Source organism: Pseudomonas sp. BP11-1-1 (assembly GCF_052112105.1).
GTDB lineage: Bacteria > Pseudomonadota > Gammaproteobacteria > Pseudomonadales > Pseudomonadaceae > Aquipseudomonas > Aquipseudomonas alvandae.
On record NZ_JAUTYU010000001.1, the window covers coordinates 226,911 to 246,145 of the forward strand.

The 19,235-nt window shown below is 61.7% G+C and carries 17 protein-coding genes; 15 read left to right on the top strand and 2 right to left on the bottom strand.

Annotation, left to right across the window (positions count from 1 at the left end):
- The first annotated feature begins 105 nt into the window (after window positions 1-105).
- From Q7C33_RS01090 to Q7C33_RS01120, 7 genes are all read left to right on the top strand, one after another.
- A complete protein-coding gene (locus Q7C33_RS01090) occupies window positions 106-1,020 on the top strand; it encodes a glutamate/aspartate ABC transporter substrate-binding protein (protein WP_030140771.1) in 915 nt (304 codons plus the stop codon).
- Window positions 1,021-1,211: 191 nt separating this feature from the next.
- A complete protein-coding gene (locus Q7C33_RS01095) occupies window positions 1,212-1,958 on the top strand; it encodes an amino acid ABC transporter permease (protein ID WP_018614191.1) in 747 nt (248 codons plus the stop codon).
- Window positions 1,958-2,629, top strand: a complete 672-nt coding sequence (locus tag Q7C33_RS01100) for an amino acid ABC transporter permease (protein ID WP_030140772.1) — start codon at window positions 1,958-1,960, stop codon at window positions 2,627-2,629. The genes Q7C33_RS01095 and Q7C33_RS01100 overlap by 1 nt, the downstream gene beginning before the upstream one ends.
- Entirely contained in the window at window positions 2,626-3,360 is a 735-nt protein-coding gene (locus tag Q7C33_RS01105; protein ID WP_018614195.1) for an amino acid ABC transporter ATP-binding protein, read from the top strand. Before Q7C33_RS01100 ends, Q7C33_RS01105 begins: the two co-directional genes overlap by 4 nt.
- Before the next feature lie 160 nt (window positions 3,361-3,520).
- A complete protein-coding gene (locus Q7C33_RS01110; protein WP_217861383.1) occupies window positions 3,521-5,422 on the top strand; it encodes a sensor histidine kinase in 1,902 nt (633 codons plus the stop codon).
- A complete protein-coding gene (locus Q7C33_RS01115; protein ID WP_030140774.1) occupies window positions 5,419-6,747 on the top strand; it encodes a sigma-54-dependent transcriptional regulator in 1,329 nt (442 codons plus the stop codon). Before Q7C33_RS01110 ends, Q7C33_RS01115 begins: the two co-directional genes overlap by 4 nt.
- Before the next feature lie 27 nt (window positions 6,748-6,774).
- Window positions 6,775-7,104, top strand: a complete 330-nt coding sequence (locus Q7C33_RS01120; RefSeq protein ID WP_187293334.1) for a GlpM family protein — start codon at window positions 6,775-6,777, stop codon at window positions 7,102-7,104.
- Between the two features lie 9 nt (window positions 7,105-7,113).
- Here Q7C33_RS01120 and Q7C33_RS01125 read toward each other — a convergent pair whose 3' ends face one another.
- Window positions 7,114-7,728: an NAD(P)-dependent oxidoreductase gene (locus Q7C33_RS01125; protein WP_030140776.1), complete on the bottom strand. Its 615-nt coding sequence runs from the start codon at window positions 7,726-7,728 to the stop codon at window positions 7,114-7,116.
- 221 nt (window positions 7,729-7,949) lie between these two features.
- Window positions 7,950-8,828 carry an MBL fold metallo-hydrolase gene (locus Q7C33_RS01130; protein ID WP_030140777.1) on the bottom strand — a complete coding sequence of 293 codons (879 nt, stop codon included), beginning with the start codon at window positions 8,826-8,828 and terminating at the stop codon, window positions 7,950-7,952.
- Window positions 8,829-8,940: 112 nt separating this feature from the next.
- Here Q7C33_RS01130 and Q7C33_RS01135 point away from each other — a divergent pair, with 112 nt between their 5' ends.
- The 8 genes from Q7C33_RS01135 (at window position 8,941) to Q7C33_RS01170 (ending at window position 19,146) form a co-directional block, all read left to right on the top strand.
- On the top strand, window positions 8,941-9,846 hold the full coding sequence (locus Q7C33_RS01135; RefSeq protein ID WP_080628572.1) for a LysR family transcriptional regulator: 906 nt from the start codon (window positions 8,941-8,943) through the stop codon (window positions 9,844-9,846).
- Window positions 9,847-10,055: 209 nt separating this feature from the next.
- A complete protein-coding gene (locus Q7C33_RS01140) occupies window positions 10,056-11,564 on the top strand; it encodes a sigma-54-dependent transcriptional regulator (protein ID WP_323154694.1) in 1,509 nt (502 codons plus the stop codon).
- Window positions 11,565-11,994: 430 nt separating this feature from the next.
- Window positions 11,995-12,378 (top strand): glycine cleavage system protein GcvH, encoded by a 384-nt coding sequence (gene gcvH, locus Q7C33_RS01145; RefSeq protein WP_030140780.1) that lies wholly within the window; start codon window positions 11,995-11,997, stop codon window positions 12,376-12,378.
- A gap of 10 nt (window positions 12,379-12,388) precedes the next feature.
- On the top strand, window positions 12,389-15,238 hold the full coding sequence (gcvP, locus tag Q7C33_RS01150; RefSeq protein ID WP_198798044.1) for an aminomethyl-transferring glycine dehydrogenase: 2,850 nt from the start codon (window positions 12,389-12,391) through the stop codon (window positions 15,236-15,238).
- A 186-nt stretch (window positions 15,239-15,424) separates the two neighbouring features.
- Window positions 15,425-16,801 (top strand): L-serine ammonia-lyase, encoded by a 1,377-nt coding sequence (locus Q7C33_RS01155; RefSeq protein WP_030140782.1) that lies wholly within the window; start codon window positions 15,425-15,427, stop codon window positions 16,799-16,801.
- A gap of 32 nt (window positions 16,802-16,833) precedes the next feature.
- A complete protein-coding gene (gene gcvT / locus Q7C33_RS01160) occupies window positions 16,834-17,958 on the top strand; it encodes a glycine cleavage system aminomethyltransferase GcvT (RefSeq protein ID WP_407682689.1) in 1,125 nt (374 codons plus the stop codon).
- Between the two features lie 393 nt (window positions 17,959-18,351).
- Window positions 18,352-18,564 (top strand): cold-shock protein, encoded by a 213-nt coding sequence (locus tag Q7C33_RS01165; protein WP_003175786.1) that lies wholly within the window; start codon window positions 18,352-18,354, stop codon window positions 18,562-18,564.
- Window positions 18,565-18,657: 93 nt separating this feature from the next.
- Window positions 18,658-19,146: an RDD family protein gene (locus Q7C33_RS01170; RefSeq protein WP_030140784.1), complete on the top strand. Its 489-nt coding sequence runs from the start codon at window positions 18,658-18,660 to the stop codon at window positions 19,144-19,146.
- The last annotated feature ends 89 nt before the right edge of the window (window positions 19,147-19,235 follow it).

The following is a 19,235-nucleotide window of genomic DNA, read 5'->3' on the forward strand; positions in this document are numbered from 1 at the left end:
GACGAACGCCTGTTACGCCAACACAACAGGAGCTGCCAGGCATTCGACGCACTCAGGGCCGGTGAACCGGCCAAATACAAAAAAAACAATGTCGAGGAAACATCGATGCGCATCGTTCCCCATCTCCTGGGCGCAGCCATTGCTGCCGCTCTGATCAGCACTCCGGTCTTCGCAGCCGAACTGACCGGCACGTTGAAAAAGATCAAAGAGTCCGGCGTCATCACGCTCGGTCACCGCGACGCCTCCATTCCGTTTTCCTACATCGCGGACGCTTCCGGCAAGCCGGTCGGCTACTCCCATGACATCCAGCTGAAAGTCGTCGAAGCCCTGAAGAAAGAGCTCGACGTACCGAACCTGCAGGTCAAGTACAACCTGGTCACCTCGCAAACCCGTATCCCGCTGGTGCAGAACGGCACCGTGGACCTGGAGTGCGGCTCCACCACCAACAACGTCGAGCGCCAGCAGCAAGTCGCCTTCTCCGTTGGCATCTTCGAGATCGGCACCAAGCTGCTGTCCAAGAAAGATTCCAAGTACAAGGATTTCGACGACCTCAAGGGCAAGAACGTCGTGACCACCGCCGGCACCACGTCCGAGCGCTTGCTCAAGGCGATGAACGCCGACAAGCAAATGGGCATGAACGTCATCTCGGCCAAAGACCACGGCGAGTCCTTCCAGATGCTGGAATCGGGCCGGGCCGTCGCGTTCATGATGGACGACGCCCTGCTCGCTGGCGAAGCCGCCAAGGCCAAGAAGGCCGATGACTGGGCCGTTACCGGTACTCCACAGTCCTACGAAATCTACGGCTGCATGGTGCGCAAGGGCGACGAGCCGTTCAAAAAGGCTGTCGATGACGCCATCAAGGCCACCTACGCCTCGGGCGAGATCAACAAGATCTACGAAAAATGGTTCATGCAACCTATCCCGCCAAAAGGCCTGAACCTCAACTTCCCGATGAGCGAAGAACTCAAGAAGCTGATCGCCAACCCGACCGACAAAGCGGCTGACGAAAAGAAATCCTGATTTCTGACTAACCTTATCTCCTGAAGGGGCCCGGCCCTTTCAGGGGATGGTCATTCCCTGCTGGCAAATCTGGAAACACTCGAACCGGTGGCTGTCGAGCCGATCGCGTGTGCCTGGCCCTCCAAGCCGGGCGGGAACGGAGTTTCCCCAGGCGGGCATTTGTATATCGAACGATCTGAGGGGAGACCCTAATGAATTACAACTGGGACTGGGGCGTGTTCTTCAAGTCCACCGGCGTGGGCAGCGAGACTTATCTCGACTGGTACGTGGCCGGCCTGGGCTGGACCATCGCCATCGCCGTCGTCGCCTGGATCATCGCCCTTCTGCTGGGTTCGATCCTGGGTGTGATGCGCACCGTGCCGAACCGGCTGGTGTCGGGTATCGCCACTTGCTACGTGGAGCTTTTCCGTAACGTGCCGCTGCTGGTTCAGCTGTTCATCTGGTACTTCCTGGTACCGGACCTGCTGCCCGCCGATATGCAGGAGTGGTACAAACAGGACCTGAACCCGACCACCTCGGCCTACCTGAGCGTTGTCGTCTGCCTGGGCCTGTTCACCGCCGCACGGGTCTGCGAACAGGTACGCACCGGTATCCAGGCGCTGCCACGCGGCCAGGAATCCGCTGCCCGTGCCATGGGCTTCAAGCTGCCGCAGATCTATTGGAACGTGCTGCTGCCCCAGGCCTACCGGATCATCATTCCGCCGCTTACCTCCGAGTTCCTCAACGTCTTCAAGAACTCCTCCGTGGCCTCGCTGATCGGCCTGATGGAGCTGCTCGCGCAGACCAAGCAGACCGCCGAGTTCTCGGCCAACCTGTTCGAAGCCTTTACCCTGGCGACGCTGATCTACTTCACCCTGAACATGAGCCTGATGCTGCTCATGCGCATGGTCGAGAAGAAAGTCGCGGTGCCCGGCCTGATCTCCGTGGGGGGTAAATAATGGAATTCGACTTCACAGGCATCATCCCGGCCATTCCCGGCTTGTGGAACGGCATGGTGATGACCCTCAAGCTGATGGCCCTGGGCGTCGTCGGCGGGATCATCCTGGGGACGATCCTGGCGCTGATGCGCCTGTCCCACAACAAGCTGATCTCCAACATCGCTGGCGCCTACGTCAACTACTTCCGCTCGATCCCGTTGCTGCTGGTCATCACCTGGTTCTACCTGGCGGTGCCGTTCGTGCTGCGCTGGATCACCGGCGAGGACACTCCCATCGGCGCGTTCGGCTCCTGCGTCGTGGCGTTCATGATGTTCGAGGCGGCGTACTTCTGCGAAATCGTCCGGGCCGGCGTGCAGTCGATCCCCAAGGGCCAGATGGGCGCGGCACAGGCACTGGGCATGAATTATGGCCAGGTCATGCGCCTGATCATCCTGCCCCAGGCGTTCCGCAAGATGACCCCGCTGTTGCTGCAACAAAGCATCATCCTGTTTCAGGACACCTCGCTGGTCTACACGGTCGGCCTGGTGGACTTCCTCAATGCTTCGCGGGCCAATGGCGACATCATCGGCCGCTCCAATGAGTTCCTGATCATCGCAGGTCTCGTGTACTTCACAATCAGCTTTGCCGCCTCGCTGCTGGTCAAGCGTCTGCAAAAAAGGTTCGCCGTATGATCTCTATCAAGAACATCAACAAGTGGTATGGGGACTTCCAGGTACTGACCAATTGCAGCACCGAGGTCAGCAAAGGCGAGGTTGTGGTGGTGTGCGGGCCGTCGGGTTCGGGCAAGTCCACGCTGATCAAGTGCGTAAACGCCCTGGAACCGTTCCAGAAAGGCGACATCGTGGTCGATGGCACGTCGATCGCCGACCCGAAGACCAACCTGCCGAAACTGCGTTCACGCGTGGGCATGGTGTTCCAGCATTTCGAACTGTTCCCGCACCTGACCATCACCGAGAACCTGACCATCGCGCAGATCAAGGTGCTGGGCCGCAGCAAGGAAGAAGCCACCAAGAAAGGCCTGCAATTGCTTGAACGCGTCGGCTTGTCCGCCCACGCCCACAAGCACCCGGGCCAGCTCTCCGGCGGCCAGCAGCAGCGCGTGGCGATTGCCCGGGCGCTGGCGATGGACCCGGTGGTGATGCTGTTCGACGAACCGACCTCGGCCCTCGACCCGGAAATGGTCAACGAAGTGCTCGATGTGATGGTGCAATTGGCCCACGAAGGCATGACCATGATGTGCGTGACCCACGAAATGGGCTTCGCCCGCAAAGTGGCGAACCGGGTGATTTTCATGGATCAGGGCCAGATCATCGAAGACTGCCCTAAAGAAGAGTTCTTCGGCGACATCAGCGCCCGCTCCGAACGTGCGCAGCATTTCCTCGAGAAGATCCTGCAGCACTAAAAACACCGCCTCCTACTGTGGGAGCGGGCTTGCTCGCGAAGAGGGCAGCACATTCAACATCAATGTGGCTGATACACCGCCTTCGCGAGCAAGCCCGCTCCCACTGAGGGATCGGAGTTGGCTTGTCGATTTGTGTTGTGGTTGACCCAAGGCTTCTGTGATGAAATGCGACCCCACCCTTTATCGCGCCGCGCCGCCATCACTCGCCGTGAAACCCCGTCTGATCCGCCATCTGTTCCTGCCGCCGTTGATCATCGCCCTGATGGTCGGCCTGGGCTACCTCGGCTTCTGGATCAGCGAGCGCTACGGCATTCGCGGCCTGGCCGAGAATGGCGAACGCCAGTTGGAGCTGCATGCCCGCGCAGTCGAGAGCGAGATCAGCAAGTACACCTACCTGCCCAGCCTGCTGGAGCTTGAATCGAGTGTCTCGCAACTGCTCGACGACCCGACGCCTGAGCATCGCAAGACCGTCAACGAATACCTCGAAGGCCTCAACCGGCGCAGCCGCAGCCGGGCCATCTACGTGATGGACACCACCGGCCGGGTCATGGCCACCAGCAACTGGCGCGATGTCGACAGTTACCTGGGTGAAGACCTGTCCTTCCGTGCCTATTTCCAGAACGCCGTGCGTGGCCAGCCAGGGCGTTTCTATGGCATCGGCAGCACCAATGGCGAACCGGGTTACTACCTGGCCCATGGCCTGGAGGAACAAGGCAAGATCATCGGCGTGGCTGTGGTCAAGGTTCGCCTCGAAGCCATGGAAGAACGCTGGCAGCGAGCACGCCTGGAAGCCTTCGTCAGCGACGAAAACGGCATCATCATCCTGTCCAGCGACCCGGCGCGACGGCTCAAGTCGGTGCGTCCTCTGAGCGACGAAACCAAGGAACGCCTGGCTCGCAGCCTACAATATTACTGGTTCCCGCTGAACGAGCTGATTCCCCTGGCACGAGAACACCTCACCGAAGGGATGGAGAAACTGACCTTCCCCGCCAACACCGAGATCAAGGCCGACCAGCAGGCCACCAGCTATCTCTCGCAAACCCGGCCGTTGAGCGACACACCGTGGAACTTCACCCTGCTGACCCCACTTGACGACCTGCGCCGCCAAGCGATCAACCAAGGCATCCTGGTGGCCGTTGCCTTTGCCCTGGTGGCCTTTTTGTTGATCGCCTGGAACGAGCGGCGCAAAGTCATCGCCACCCGCCTCGCCGCCCGCGAGGCGCTGCAAGAGGCGAACAACCAGCTCGAACGTCGGATTACCGAACGCACCACCGACCTGCGGGCCAGCAATGAACGGCTCAAGGGTCAGATCCGTGAACGACGGCAGGCCGAAGAGACGTTGCGCCGGGCCCAGGACGAGTTGGTACAGGCCGGGAAACTGGCGGCCATCGGCCAGATGTCCACCAGCATCGCCCATGAACTCAACCAGCCGTTGGCCGCCCTGCGCACCTTGTCAGGCAACACCGTGCGCTTCCTGGAGCGCGGCCAGCTGGACGTTGCCAGCGCCAACCTCAAGACCATCAATGAATTGATCGACCGCATGGGCCGCATCACCGCCAGCCTGCGCGCCTTTGCCCGGCGCGGCGATGACAAGGGCCGCGCGAGCCTGGGCAAGGCTGTCGAAGCCGCGCTGCAACTGCTGGGCGGACGCCTGGAAAACCGGGCGATCCAGATACATTCCGGTTTCGATGACGTCCAGGTGCAAATCGACCAGACGCGCCTGGAACAGATCCTGGTGAACCTGATCGGCAACGCCCTGGACGCCATGCAAGCCCAGCCCGAGCCGACGCTATGGCTCGAAGGCAAGACCAGCGACGGCAAATATCGCCTGCGGGTACGGGACAATGGCCATGGCATCGACCCGGAGGCCCGCAAGCATCTTTTCGAACCGTTTTTCACCACCAAACCCGGCGAACAAGGCCTGGGGCTGGGCCTGACGCTTTCGGCGAGCCTGTGCGCCGCCGCGGGCGGACACCTGGGCGTCGAGCATCCGGATGGCGGTGGAACCACGTTCATCCTCAGTTTGCCGTTGGTAAGCCTTTCTCCTGCCGAGCCGCTATGAACAATGACCTGAGCGTACTGATCGTCGAGGACGATCCCCATGTCCTGCTGGGCTGCCAGCAGGCCTTGAGCCTGGAAGACATTCCGTGCATCGGCGTGGGCAGTGCCGAAGAGGCGCTGGAACAAGTCGGCGATGATTTCGCCGGTATCGTCATCAGCGACATCCGCTTGCCGGGCATCGATGGCCTGGAATTGCTCACCCGCCTCAAGGCGCGGGACAGTCGCCTGCCGGTGGTGTTGATCACCGGTCACGGCGACATTTCCATGGCCGTCGACGCCATGCAGAAAGGCGCCTATGACTTCATGGAGAAACCGTTCTCTCCCGAACGCCTGGTGGATGTCGCCCGTCGAGCCCTTGAACAGCGCGGCCTGGCCCGGGAAGTCTCATCGTTGCGCCGGCAGTTGGCCGAACGCGATTCCCTCGAAGGCCGGATCATCGGTCGCTCGCCGGCCATGCAACACCTGCGGGCGTTGATTGCCAACGTTGCCGACACCTCGGCCAATGTGCTGATCGAAGGCGAAACCGGTACCGGCAAGGAACTGGTCGCCCGCTGCCTGCATGACTTCAGCCGGCGCCACGACAAACAGTTCGTCGCGCTGAACTGCGGCGGGCTGCCGGAAAACCTGTTCGAAAGCGAGATCTTCGGCCACGAGGCCAACGCCTTCACCGGCGCCGGCAAGCGTCGGATCGGCAAGATCGAACACGCCGACGGCGGCACGCTGTTTCTCGATGAAGTGGAAAGCATGCCCCTGCCCCTGCAGATCAAGCTACTGCGTGTTTTGCAGGAACGCACCCTCGAGCGCCTGGGTTCGAACCAGAGCGTGGCCGTGGATTGCCGAGTGATCGCTGCCACCAAGTCCGACCTCGACGAAATGGGTCGGGCCGGACAGTTCCGCAGCGACCTGTATTACCGTCTCAACGTCGTGACGCTGGAGCTGCCGCCCCTGCGCGAGCGACGCGAGGACATCCTGCAGTTGTTCGAACACTTCCTGCGCCAATCCTCCCTGCGCTTCGACCGTACCGTGCCGGAGCTGGACAACCAGACACTGTCGAACCTGATGAGCCACGATTGGCCAGGCAACGTACGCGAACTGCGCAACGTCGCCGAACGCTACGCCCTTGGCCTGCCGGCCTTCAAGAAATCAGGTGCCAGCAGTGGCACCCAGGGCCTGGCTTTCGCCGAAGCGGTGGAGGCCTTCGAACGCAACCTGCTGGTGGACGCATTGCAACGCAGCGGTGGCAACCTGACCCAGGCCAGCCAGGAATTGGGCATGGCCAAGACCACGCTGTTCGACAAAGTCAAAAAATATGGCCTGAGCCATTAATCAACCGGACGGTAACCAGTGGATCTGATTTTCAAAGCGGCGCTAGGTGCAGCCGTGGTGGTCATCCTGGCAATGCTGGCCAAGACCAGGAATTACTACATTGCCGGGCTGGTGCCCCTGTTCCCGACCTTTGCGCTGATCGCCCATTACATCGTCGGCAAGGGCCGTTCGGTCGATGACCTGAAGACCACGATCGTGTTCGGCATGTGGTCGATCATTCCGTACTTCGTCTATCTCGCGACGCTGTACGTGATGGTCGACCGGATGCGCCTCGAAGCCTCATTGGCCGTCGCTGCCGTGGCCTGGCTGATGGCGGCGACGGTGCTGGTCAGCGTCTGGGTGCGGCTTCACGGCTGATCCTTGTGATTAATAACCGACGGTAAACCGTGTCCGCGAAAACTGCGGTGTCTCGACCTCGTCGATCATCGCAATGGAATAGTCGGCAAAGCTGATCCAACTGCGCCCGGTATTATCGAACAGCAGGTGGTCCTTGCCGACGCGGAACTCGCCGGTGCGTTCGGTTTCGACGAACTCCGCCGAGGGTGAAAGAAACGTCCAGTCCAGGTCCTGTTCGTTTCGCAGCACATCCAGGAACAAGGCACCGGCCGTGGCTTCGGCCAGGTATTCCTCAGGGAAGCCATCGCTGTCGATCACACGGCTGTTATCCGGCAGCAGCAACGAACCGGCACCGCCGACCACCAGCAGGCGCTTGACCCCGGCGGCCTTCACAGGAGCGATGATTTTGTCGGCCGGCACGGTGGCAAAGTGCGCGGCGCTGATGACCACGTCATGGTCGGCGACAGCGGCGATCAATGCCTCACTGTCCAGTACGTCCAATTGCTTGCTGACCACGCCGGCCCGTTCGCCGATCTTTGCGGTGTTGCGAGCGATGGCCGTCACGCTGTGACCACGGCGCAGGGCCTCTTCCAACAGTTGGCTGCCAGCGCGGCCGGTGGCGCCGATGATTGCGATTTTGCTCATGTGATTCTCCAATGTTTATTCGTAGGTTCTACTTCAACGTGTCTTGGAACCATGAACACATTCGTGGCGAGGGAGCTTGCTCCCGCTCGGCTGCGAAGCAGTCGCAAAAAGGTCCATGCCGTATGCGAGATGCAACTTGGTTTCTGCATAGGGGCTGCTGTGCAGCCCAGCGGGAGCAAGCTCCCTCGCCACAAAAAAGCGTTCTGATCAAAGATTGGCTGTCACCACTTCATCTCACCCTTTGCCACCTTGGCACTCAGTTCCAAGGAACTGTCTTCCCCCAGGTCCGGATAGCGTAGTTTCATGGCGGCGATCAACGCGGCGGAATCCTTGGCCTTGGCGGTTTCTTCGTCGAAGGCCTTGATGTAACCGGCGGTAAAGCGCACCGGAGCCAGGGAGCGGGCACTTTCGCCCAGGTAATGGCCGGGAATCACAGTGGCCGGTTGCAGCTTTTCAATGCTGTCCAGCGTCGCCAACCAATCCTTGTGGGACTTGGGCGTCTGGGTATCAGCCATCCAGACATGAATGTTCTCCGCCACCACCACGCCGCCGACCACGGTCTTGATCGATGGAATCCACACGAAACTGCGGTCTGGCTGCGGACCCTCGAGGCCGACGATCTGCAAGCGCTTGCCTTCCAGCGTCAGGCTGTCGCCCTTGAGCACTTGGGGCACGAACGTCTTGGACGGCGCATCGCTCTTCAGGATCGGCCCCCAATATTTCAACTTGCCGTCGGCAGTGGCCTTGATGTGCTCGACGGTCGGCGCGGATGCGAAGACTTTGGCTTCAGGGAAAGCGGCCACCAGGGTTTCCAGGCCGAAATAGTAGTCGGGGTCGCCGTGGCTGATATAGATCGTGGTCAACCGCTTGCCACTGGCGCGGATTTTTTCGACGAGCTGTTCGGCTTGGGATTTGCCGAACTGCGCGTCGACAAGGATCGCCTCCTTTTCACCGCTGACCAATACCGATGTCACTGGGAAGATTGCCGCCGCGCCGGGGTTATAGACATCCAGCGTCAAGTCGGCGGCCCAGGCCTGGGCCGTGAAGACCAGCGCCGCGGTCGCCAGCAACAAGTGTTTGATGGGGGTGAAACCGGTCATGAGGTGCTCCGTTGTGCAAAGGCCCGCAAGGGAATGAACGGAGCTTAGTTGCCAAACTCATTACAAAAAATGCGATGCTGGAACATAGTTTGTTTCTGAAATCGGGCAAATCATGGATCGTCTACAAGCAATGCGGGTGTTCGTCACCGTGGTGGACCTGGGTAGCCAATCCGCGGCGGCCGAGCATCTGGACCTGTCGCGGCCGGTGGTGTCGCGTTACCTGGCGGAGCTGGAGGATTGGGTCGGCGCCCGATTGATGCACCGCACCACCCGCAAGCTGAGCCTGACGGCCGCTGGGACGGAGATCCTGCCGCGCTGCCGACAGATGCTGGAGCTGTCCGGCGACATGCAAGCGGCCGTCAGCACGCCGGAAGACGCGCCACGGGGCATGCTGCGCATCAGCGCCAGCCCCTCGTTCGGTCAGTCGCAATTGGCGAGCGCGATTGCCGAATACGTCCAGCGCTACCCAGGCGTGAGCGTTGACCTGCAAATGCTCGACCGCACCGTCAACCTGGTGGACGAACGCATCGACCTGGCGATCCGCATGAGCAACGACCTCGACCCGAACCTGATTGCCCGGCGCCTCACGGTTTGCCGCTCAGTCATCTGCGCCGCCCCGCGCTATCTGCGGGAACACTCGACACCGCAGCGAGTGGAAGACCTGAGCCGGCACAACTGCCTGACCCATTCGTACGTCGGCAAGAGCCTGTGGCATTTCGAGCAGGACGGCGAACAGGTCTCGGTGCCGGTGCAAGGCAACATCAGCGCCAACGAAGCCAGCACCTTGCTCCAGGCAACGATAGCCGGCGCGGGCGTGGCGATGCTGCCGAGCTACCAGGCCGGTCCTCATATCCAGAGCGGCGAACTGGTACGCCTGCTGGCCCACGCCGAACCGCGCCGGATGAACATGTATGCGGTGTATGCGTCGCGCAAGCACATGCCCTCGGCGCTGCGCAGCTTGCTGGATTTCCTGGTGCTCAGGTTTCCCGAGACGCCGGAGTGGGATGTGGGGTTGTAGCTACCTCTGCGGGAACCTTTGTGGGAGCGAGCTCGCTCGCGATAGCGGTGTATCAGTCAATAAAAGGGTGGCTGACACTCAGCCATCGCGAGCAAGCTCGCTCCCACAGGGGATCACTGTACAGCCTCAAGGCTGCGCCGGGATTTCACCAACAGCCCGCCCCAAGGCATACTTGCCCCCCTCCGCACTCCAGAACCCAGAACCGCCCCATGCGTATCCACGTCAGCTTCATCGACCGCGTCGGCATCACCCAGGAAGTCCTGGCCTTGCTCGGTGGGCGCAATCTCAATCTGGATGCGGTGGAGATGGTGCCGCCCAACGTCTACATCGACGCCCCGACCCTCAGCCCACAGGTGCTCGACGAGTTGCGCGAGGCACTGTTCAGTGTGCGCGGCGTGGAGTCGGTCACCGTGGTGGACATCCTGCCGGGCCAGCGGCGGCACTTGCAGCTCGATGCCTTGCTTGCGGCGATGACCGACCCGGTGCTGGCTCTGGACAGCGCCGGCAAGGTGCTGTTGGCCAACCCGGCACTGATCGCCCTGTACGGACGCGAACCGGCCGGGCAAAGCGTGGCCGAGCTGTTCGGCGACGCCGCGCTGCTGGACGCCTTGCTGGAAAACGGCTTTCGCTTGCCGCTGCGGGAAATCACCCTCAACGGCCAGACCTTGTTGTTGGACGCCACCCCCATCACCGATGCCGGCGCGCTGTTGACGCTCTACCAGCCGAACCGCATCGGTGAACGCCTGTCGGCGCTGCATCACGATCACGCCGAAGGCTTTGACGCATTGCTGGGCGAATCCCCGGCGATCCGCACCCTCAAGGCGCGGGCACAACGGGTCGCGGCGCTGGACGCGCCGCTGCTGATCCAGGGCGAAACCGGCACCGGCAAGGAACTGGTGGCCCGGGCTTGCCACGCCATCAGCGCCCGCCACGGCGCACCGTTCCTGGCCCTGAACTGCGCCGCGCTGCCGGAAAACCTGGCCGAAAGCGAACTGTTTGGCTACGCCCCCGGTGCCTTCACCGGAGCCCAACGCGGTGGCAAGCCGGGGCTGATGGAACTGGCGAACCAGGGCACGGTGTTCCTCGATGAAATCGGCGAGATGTCGCCGTATCTGCAAGCCAAGCTGCTGCGCTTCTTGAACGATGGCAGCTTCCGCCGGGTCGGTGGCGACCGAGAGATCAAGGTCAACGTGCGGATTCTCAGCGCCACCCACCGCAACCTGGAGAAGATGGTCAGCGAAGGCTCGTTCCGCGAAGACTTGTTCTATCGCCTGAACGTGCTCAACGTCGAAGTCCCACCGCTGCGTGAACGTGGCCAGGACATCCTGCTACTGGCGCGTTATTTCATGCAGCAGGCCTGCGCGCAGATCCAGCGCCCGGTCTGCCGCCTGGCGCCCGGCACCTATCCGGCGTTGCTCGGCAACCGCTGGCCGGGCAACGTGCGGCAATTGCAGAACGTGATCTTCCGCGCCGCCGCCATCTGCGAAAGCAACCTGGTGGACATCGGCGACCTCGACATCGCCGGCACCTCCGTGGCGCGCCAGGGCGATGTGGAGGTCGAAAGCCTGGAGCAGGCCGTGGAAACCTTTGAGAAGCACCTGCTCGAAAGCCTCTACGTCAACTACCCCTCCACCCGCCAGCTCGCCAGCCGCCTGCAAACTTCCCACACCGCGATTGCCCATCGGTTGCGCAAGTACGGCATTCCCAATAAGCCGTAAGCCCGCCGCAATTCCTCTGTGGGAGCGAGCTTGCTCGCGATAGCGGTGTGTCAGTCACCCTATGGCTGACTGGGCTACCGTCATCGCGAGCAAGCTCGCTCCCACAGGGGTTCTGAGTTGTGGTCGAGAATCGCATCAAAAGCGACCTCCACCTGTACTGAAAGCGCTACAGCGGAACGATATCGCTACACTCGGCGCCAACCTGCACTGTGCAAGGCGTTGATCCCACAACGATTTTTTCCAGCCTTCAAGCCGTAGCGATTTCGCTACAGCCTGAAATGCCGAGCGTCGCAAAAAACGAGTCAACCAATTGATATATAAGGGTTTACTAAAATTGGCCACGTTCTTGCTAAGGGTATAGCCATTCGGCCGGGCCAAGCCCCGCGCCTTCTTCGCGTCCACCAGACGAAATCTGGCCCCAGGAGTTTCCATGAGCGAGTTGCGTTTTACTGAAGATCACGAATGGCTGCGCGCCGAAGCCGACGGCACCGTCACGGTAGGCATTACCGCATTTGCGCAGAACGCATTGGGCGACGTGGTTTTTGTGCAACTGCCTGAGTTGCAGGCCTATGCCAAAGGCGCCGAAGCCTCCACCGTGGAATCGGTCAAGGCCGCCAGCGGCGTGTACATGCCCCTGGACGGTGAAGTGCTCGAAGTGAACGGCCAACTCGACGGCAGCCCGGAACTGGTCAATGAAGATCCGATGGGCGAAGGCTGGTTCTTCCGTTTTAAACCGACCGACGCCGACGCAGTGGCTAAGCTGTTGGATCAAGACGCCTACGACCGCCTGATCAAAGCCAACGCCGAAGCCTGAGGAGCGCCACATGACTGTTAATCTCGGCACTGCCAACGAATTCATCGCGCGCCACATCGGCCCGCGTGCCAGCGACGAGCAAGCCATGCTCGAGCGCCTGGGCTACGACTCCCTGGAGGCCCTGAGCGCCAGCGTCATCCCGGAAAGCATCAAGGGCACCAGCGTGCTGGACATGGGCGACGGCCAGAGCGAAGCCGACGCACTGGCTTCGATCAAGACCATCGCCGCCAAGAACCAACTGTTCAAGACCTACATCGGCCAGGGCTACTACAACTGCCACACGCCGGCACCGATCCTGCGCAACCTGCTGGAAAACCCGGCCTGGTACACCGCCTACACCCCGTACCAGCCAGAAATTTCCCAGGGCCGTCTCGAAGCGCTGCTGAACTTCCAGACCCTGATCAGCGACCTCACCGGCCTGCCGATCGCCAACGCCTCCCTGCTCGACGAAGCCACCGCCGCCGCCGAAGCCATGACCTTCTGCAAGCGCTTGAGCAAGAACAAGGGCAGCAACGCCTTCTTCGCCTCCGTGCACAGCCACCCGCAGACCCTCGACGTGCTGCGCACCCGTGCCGAGCCCCTGGGCATCGACGTAGTCGTGGGCGATGAGCGTGAACTGAGCGACGTCAGCGCCTTCTTCGGCGCGCTGTTGCAATACCCGGCCAGCAATGGCGACCTGTTCGACTATCGCGAACTGACCGAACGCTTCCACGCCGCCAACGCCTTGGTGGCCGTCGCCGCTGACCTGCTGGCCCTGACCCTGCTGACGCCTCCGGGCGAATTCGGTGCCGACGTCGCCATCGGCAGCGCCCAGCGCTTCGGCGTGCCGCTGGGTTTCGGCGGTCCGCATGCGGCGTACTTCTCCACCAAGGATGCGTTCAAGCGCGACATGCCGGGCCGCCTGGTCGGCGTCTCCGTGGACCGCTTCGGCAAGCCGGCCCTGCGCCTGGCGATGCAGACCCGCGAGCAACACATCCGCCGCGAGAAAGCCACCAGCAACATCTGCACCGCCCAAGTACTGCTCGCCAACATCGCTAGCATGTACGCCGTGTACCACGGCCCCAAAGGCCTGGTGCAAATCGCCAACCGCATCCATCACCTGACCGCGATCCTCGCCAAGGGCCTGGGCGCGCTGGGCCTGAGCGTCGAGCAGGAGAGCTTCTTCGACACCCTGACCCTGCACACCGGCGCGCAAACCGCCGCCCTGCACGACAAGGCCCGTGCCCAGCGCATCAACCTGCGCGTGGTGGACGCTGAGCGTGTTGGCCTGTCCCTGGACGAGACCACCAGCCAAGCGGATATCGAAACCCTCTGGGGCCTGTTGGCCGACGGCAAGGCCGCGCCAGACTTCGCCGCCCTGGCCGCCAACGTGCAAAGCCGCATCCCGGCCGAGCTGGTACGCCAATCGGCGATCCTCGGGCACCCGGTGTTCAACCGTTACCACTCCGAAACCGAGCTGATGCGCTACCTGCGCAAGCTCGCCGACAAGGACCTGGCCCTGGATCGCACCATGATCCCGCTGGGTTCCTGCACCATGAAACTCAACGCCGCCAGCGAAATGATCCCGGTGACCTGGGCCGAGTTCGGCGCCCTGCACCCGTTCGCCCCGGCCGAGCAGAGCGCCGGTTACCAGCAACTGACCGACGAGTTGGAAGCCATGCTCTGCGCCGCCACCGGCTATGACGCGGTGTCGCTGCAACCCAACGCCGGTTCCCAGGGTGAGTACGCCGGCCTGCTGGCGATCCGCGCCTATCACCAGAGCCGTGGCGAAGACCGTCGCGACATCTGCCTGATCCCGTCCTCGGCCCACGGCACCAACCCGGCCACCGCCAACATGGCCGGCATGCGCGTGGTCGTGACCGCCTGCGATGCCCGTGGCAACGTCGACATCGAAGACCTGCGCGCCAAGGCCATCGAGCACCGCGAGCACCTCGCCGCGCTGATGATCACCTACCCGTCCACCCACGGCGTGTTCGAGGAAGGCATCCGCGAAATCTGCGGGATCATCCATGACAACGGCGGCCAGGTGTACATCGACGGCGCCAACATGAACGCCATGGTCGGTCTTTGCGCGCCAGGCAAGTTCGGCGGCGACGTCTCGCACCTGAACCTGCACAAGACCTTCTGCATTCCCCACGGCGGTGGCGGCCCGGGCGTCGGCCCGATTGGCGTCAAGTCACACCTGGCGCCATTCCTGCCAGGCCACGCCAACATGGAACGCAAGGAAGGCGCAGTGTGCGCGGCGCCGTTCGGCAGCGCGAGCATCCTGCCGATCACCTGGATGTACATCCGCATGATGGGCGGCGCGGGTCTCAAGCGCGCCTCGCAACTGGCGATCCTCAACGCCAACTACATCGCCCGTCGCCTGGAAGAGCACTATCCGGTGCTCTACTCCGGCAGCAACGGCCTGGTGGCCCACGAATGCATCCTCGACCTACGTCCGCTCAAGGACAGCAGCGGCATCAGCGTCGATGACGTCGCCAAGCGCCTGATCGACTTCGGCTTCCACGCCCCGACCATGTCGTTCCCAGTGGCCGGCACGTTGATGATCGAGCCGACCGAAAGCGAATCCAAGGAAGAACTGGACCGCTTCTGCGACGCCATGATCTGCATCCGCGAAGAAATCCGCGCGGTGGAAAACGGCAGCCTCGACAAGGACGACAACCCGCTGAAGAACGCCCCGCATACCGCGGCGGAACTGGTCGGCGAGTGGACTCATCCTTACAGCCGCGAACAGGCGGTGTACCCGGTAGCGTCATTGATCGAAGGCAAGTACTGGCCGCCAGTAGGCCGGGTCGACAACGTGTTCGGCGACCGCAACCTGGTTTGCGCCTGCCCGTCGATCGAAAGCTACGCTTGACCATGAAGGGGGGCGGTCCATCCGCCCTCCGAATATCCCTTGTGGGAGCGAGCTTGCTCGCGATAGCGGACTGTCAGTTGTCATTTGAGTGACTGCCACACCGCTATCGCGAGCAAGCTCGCTCCCACAAGGGGCCTGAGTCACATCTTCAAAGTCGATCCCATAAAAAGAAACCGGAGAAACACCATGTCGTTAAGCGTGTTCGACCTGTTCAAGATCGGCATCGGCCCCTCCAGCTCACACACGGTCGGCCCGATGCGTGCCGCGGCCCGTTTTGTCGAAGGGTTGCGTCGTGATGAGCTGCTCAATACCACTGCCAGCGTCAAAGTCGAGCTGTACGGTTCCCTCGGTGCCACGGGCAAAGGCCACGGCAGCGACAAGGCCGTGCTGCTGGGCCTCGAAGGAGAGCATCCCGACACCGTGGACACCGAAACAGTGACCGCCCGGCTCCAGGAGATCCGCAGCAGCGGTCGCCTGAACCTGCTTGGCGAACATACCATCGAATTCAACGAAAAATTGCATCTGGCGATGATCCGCAAGCCGTTGGCCTACCACCCCAACGGCATGATCTTCCGCGCCTTCGATGCGGCGGGCCTGCAAGTGCGCAGCCGCGAGTACTACTCGGTGGGCGGCGGCTTTGTCGTCGATGAAGACGCGGCCGGCGCCGACCGTATCGTCGAAGATGCCACGCCCCTGACCTTCCCGTTCAAGAGCGCAAAAGACTTGCTGGCCCATTGCAGCACTTATGGCCTGTCCATCAGCCAGGTGATGCTGACCAACGAAAGCGCCTGGCGCCCCGAAGCCGAAACGCGCGCCGGCCTGCTGAAGATCTGGCAGGTAATGCAGGATTGCGTAGCGGCGGGCTGTCGCAACGAAGGGATCCTGCCGGGCGGGCTGAAGGTCAAGCGCCGGGCCGCTGCGTTGCATCGCCAGCTGTGCAAGAACCCCGAAGCGGCCTTGCGAGACCCGCTGTCAGTGCTGGACTGGGTCAACCTGTATGCCCTGGCCGTCAACGAAGAAAACGCCTACGGCGGCCGTGTCGTCACGGCGCCCACTAATGGTGCGGCGGGCATCATCCCGGCCGTGTTGCATTACTACATGCGCTTCATTCCCGGGGCCAACGAAGATGGCGTGGTGCGATTCCTGCTGACCGCCGCCGCCATCGGCATCCTGTACAAGGAAAACGCCTCCATCTCCGGCGCTGAAGTCGGTTGCCAGGGGGAAGTCGGCGTGGCCTGTTCCATGGCTGCCGGCGCATTGTGCGAAGTGTTGGGCGGTACCGTGCAGCAAGTAGAAAACGCCGCCGAAATCGGTATGGAACACAACCTCGGCCTGACCTGCGACCCCATCGGCGGCCTCGTCCAGGTGCCCTGCATCGAACGCAACGCCATGGGTTCGGTGAAGGCCATCAACGCGGTGCGCATGGCCATGCGTGGCGACGGCCATCACTTCGTCTCCCTCGACAAAGTCATCCGCACCATGCGCCAGACCGGCGCCGACATGAAAAGCAAATACAAGGAGACCGCCCGCGGCGGTCTGGCGGTCAACATCATCGAATGCTGATGCGTGCCACTTTCATTTTTCCAGGAGCTGATATGTCCACCGAACAACTGTTGAAAACCCCGCTGCACGCGCTGCACCTCGAACTCGGCGCCCGCATGGTGCCGTTTGCCGGCTATGACATGCCGGTGCAATACCCGTTGGGCGTGATGAAAGAACACCAGCACACCCGTGATCAGGCCGGCTTGTTCGATGTGTCCCACATGGGCCAGATCCGCCTGACCGGCGCGGATGCTGCCAAGGCACTGGAAACCCTGGTGCCGGTGGACATCATCGATCTGCCCGTGGGCATGCAGCGCTACGCGATGTTCACCAACGACAACGGTGGCATCCTCGACGACTTGATGGTCGCCAACCTGGGCAACGACGAACTGTTCCTGGTGGTCAACGCCGCCTGCAAGGATCAAGACCTGGCTCACCTGCAAGGGAAAATCGGCGGCCAGTGCAGCATCGAGCCGCTGTTCGAAGCCCGCGCCCTGCTCGCCCTGCAAGGCCCGGCCGCGGTCACCGTACTCGCACGCCTGGCGCCGGACGTGGCGAAAATGACCTTCATGCAATTCCAGCGCGTCACCCTGCTGGGCGTGGACTGCTTTGTCAGCCGTTCGGGCTACACCGGTGAGGACGGTTTCGAAATTTCCGTGCCGGCGGCCGATGCGGAGAAACTCGCCCACGCCCTGCTGGCCGAGCCAGAGGTGGCCGCCATCGGTCTTGGCGCCCGAGACTCCCTGCGCCTGGAAGCCGGCCTGTGTCTTTACGGCCACGACATGAACACCGAGACCACGCCCATTGAAGCCAGCCTGCTCTGGGCGATCTCCAAGGTCCGCCGGGCCGATGGCGCACGTGCCGGGGGCTTTCCGGGGGCTGAAACCGTCTTTGCCCAGCAACAGAACGGCGTAAGCCGCAAACGCGTCGGCTTGCTGCCCCAGGAACGCACACCAGTGCGCGAAGGCGCGGAGATCGTCAACGAAGCCGGCGAGACCATCGGTACGGTGTGCAGCGGCGGCTTCGGGCCGACACTGGGCGGTCCGTTGGCGATGGGTTATCTGGACAGCGCCTACGTCGCCTTGGATACACCAGTCTGGGCCATAGTGCGTGGGAAAAAAGTGCCTCTGCTTGTAAGCAAAATGCCATTCGTTCCACAGCGCTACTACCGAGGTTGATTGCTTGTTTCTATAAGTAACGCGGTTGCGTTAAACGTGCACTAATGTGTAACGCAACCGCCATAAAAAGGTGCATGTAGTGATATTCAACCGGGCTTATAACGCCACAGAACAATCGGAATAGCCTTTTGAATAAGCCTTCCCCGGCGAAGCATCTAAAACACCGGCAAGCTGAGCAAATCCGGGCTCTTGAGGGGGGTTGTTTTTTCGTTGGAAGTTGGCGTAGAGTTTGATCACTGTGTTTGCATGGGTCGCTTGGATCGTGACCTGGGCAGTAGCCTACGAAGTTAGCTACAACCCGTTCGACGTCATCTTACTTTCCTGCAACCCAGCCCCAGTACTCTTTCGTGTGGAAAGAGGCTGTCATTAATTTAGCGTCAAGGAAATAAGAAAATGTCCCAACGTCAGAGCGGTACCGTCAAGTGGTTCAACGACGAAAAAGGTTTTGGTTTCATCACCCCTGAAAGCGGTCCGGATCTGTTCGTACACTTCCGTGCCATCCAGGGCAACGGCTTCAAGAGCCTGAAAGAAGGCCAGAAAGTCACTTTCGTCGCCGTGCAAGGCCAGAAAGGCATGCAGGCTGACGAGGTCCAAGCCGAAGCCTAAGGCTTTCGCAAACTAAAAAGCCCCTGATTGATATCAGGGGCTTTTTTATGGCCGCAAATCCGTAAAATGGCTTCTTTTTGGCTCGAGGCCGTCATGTCGAAACACCTGCTCATCCCCCAGGGTGACTTCCCTCCCGCCGGCCTGGGCCGTCGCCTGGCCGCGATGTTCTATGACTTCCTACTATGCACGGCACTGCTGATCGTCACCGGTGGCGTGTACAAGATGATCCAGATGGCGATCATCGGCGAAGAAAAAATGCGCGTCCTCACCGATGCCGGCGCACTGGACGGCGATCCGCTACTGTCCACAGTGCTGCTCTTCGTGCTGTTCGGCTTCTTCGCCAAGTTCTGGACCCACAACGGCCAGACCCTGGGCATGCAGGTGTGGTGCATCCGCGTGCAGAACGCCGATGGCACGGCCATCAGCCTGTGGCAGGCGTTGTTGCGCTTCGTGGTGTCGATTGCATCACTGCTGCTGGTCGGCGCAGGCTTCATCTGGGCACTGTTCGACAAGCGCAAGCGTGGCTGGCATGACATCTACTCGGATACGCAGTTGGTGCGGATTCCCAAGAAGACCAAGTAGGGACACCAAATAATGCTTGGAATACAGTGTGGCGAGGGGATTTATCCCCGCTGGGCTGCGAAGCGGCCCTGAACCTGACACCACAGAGT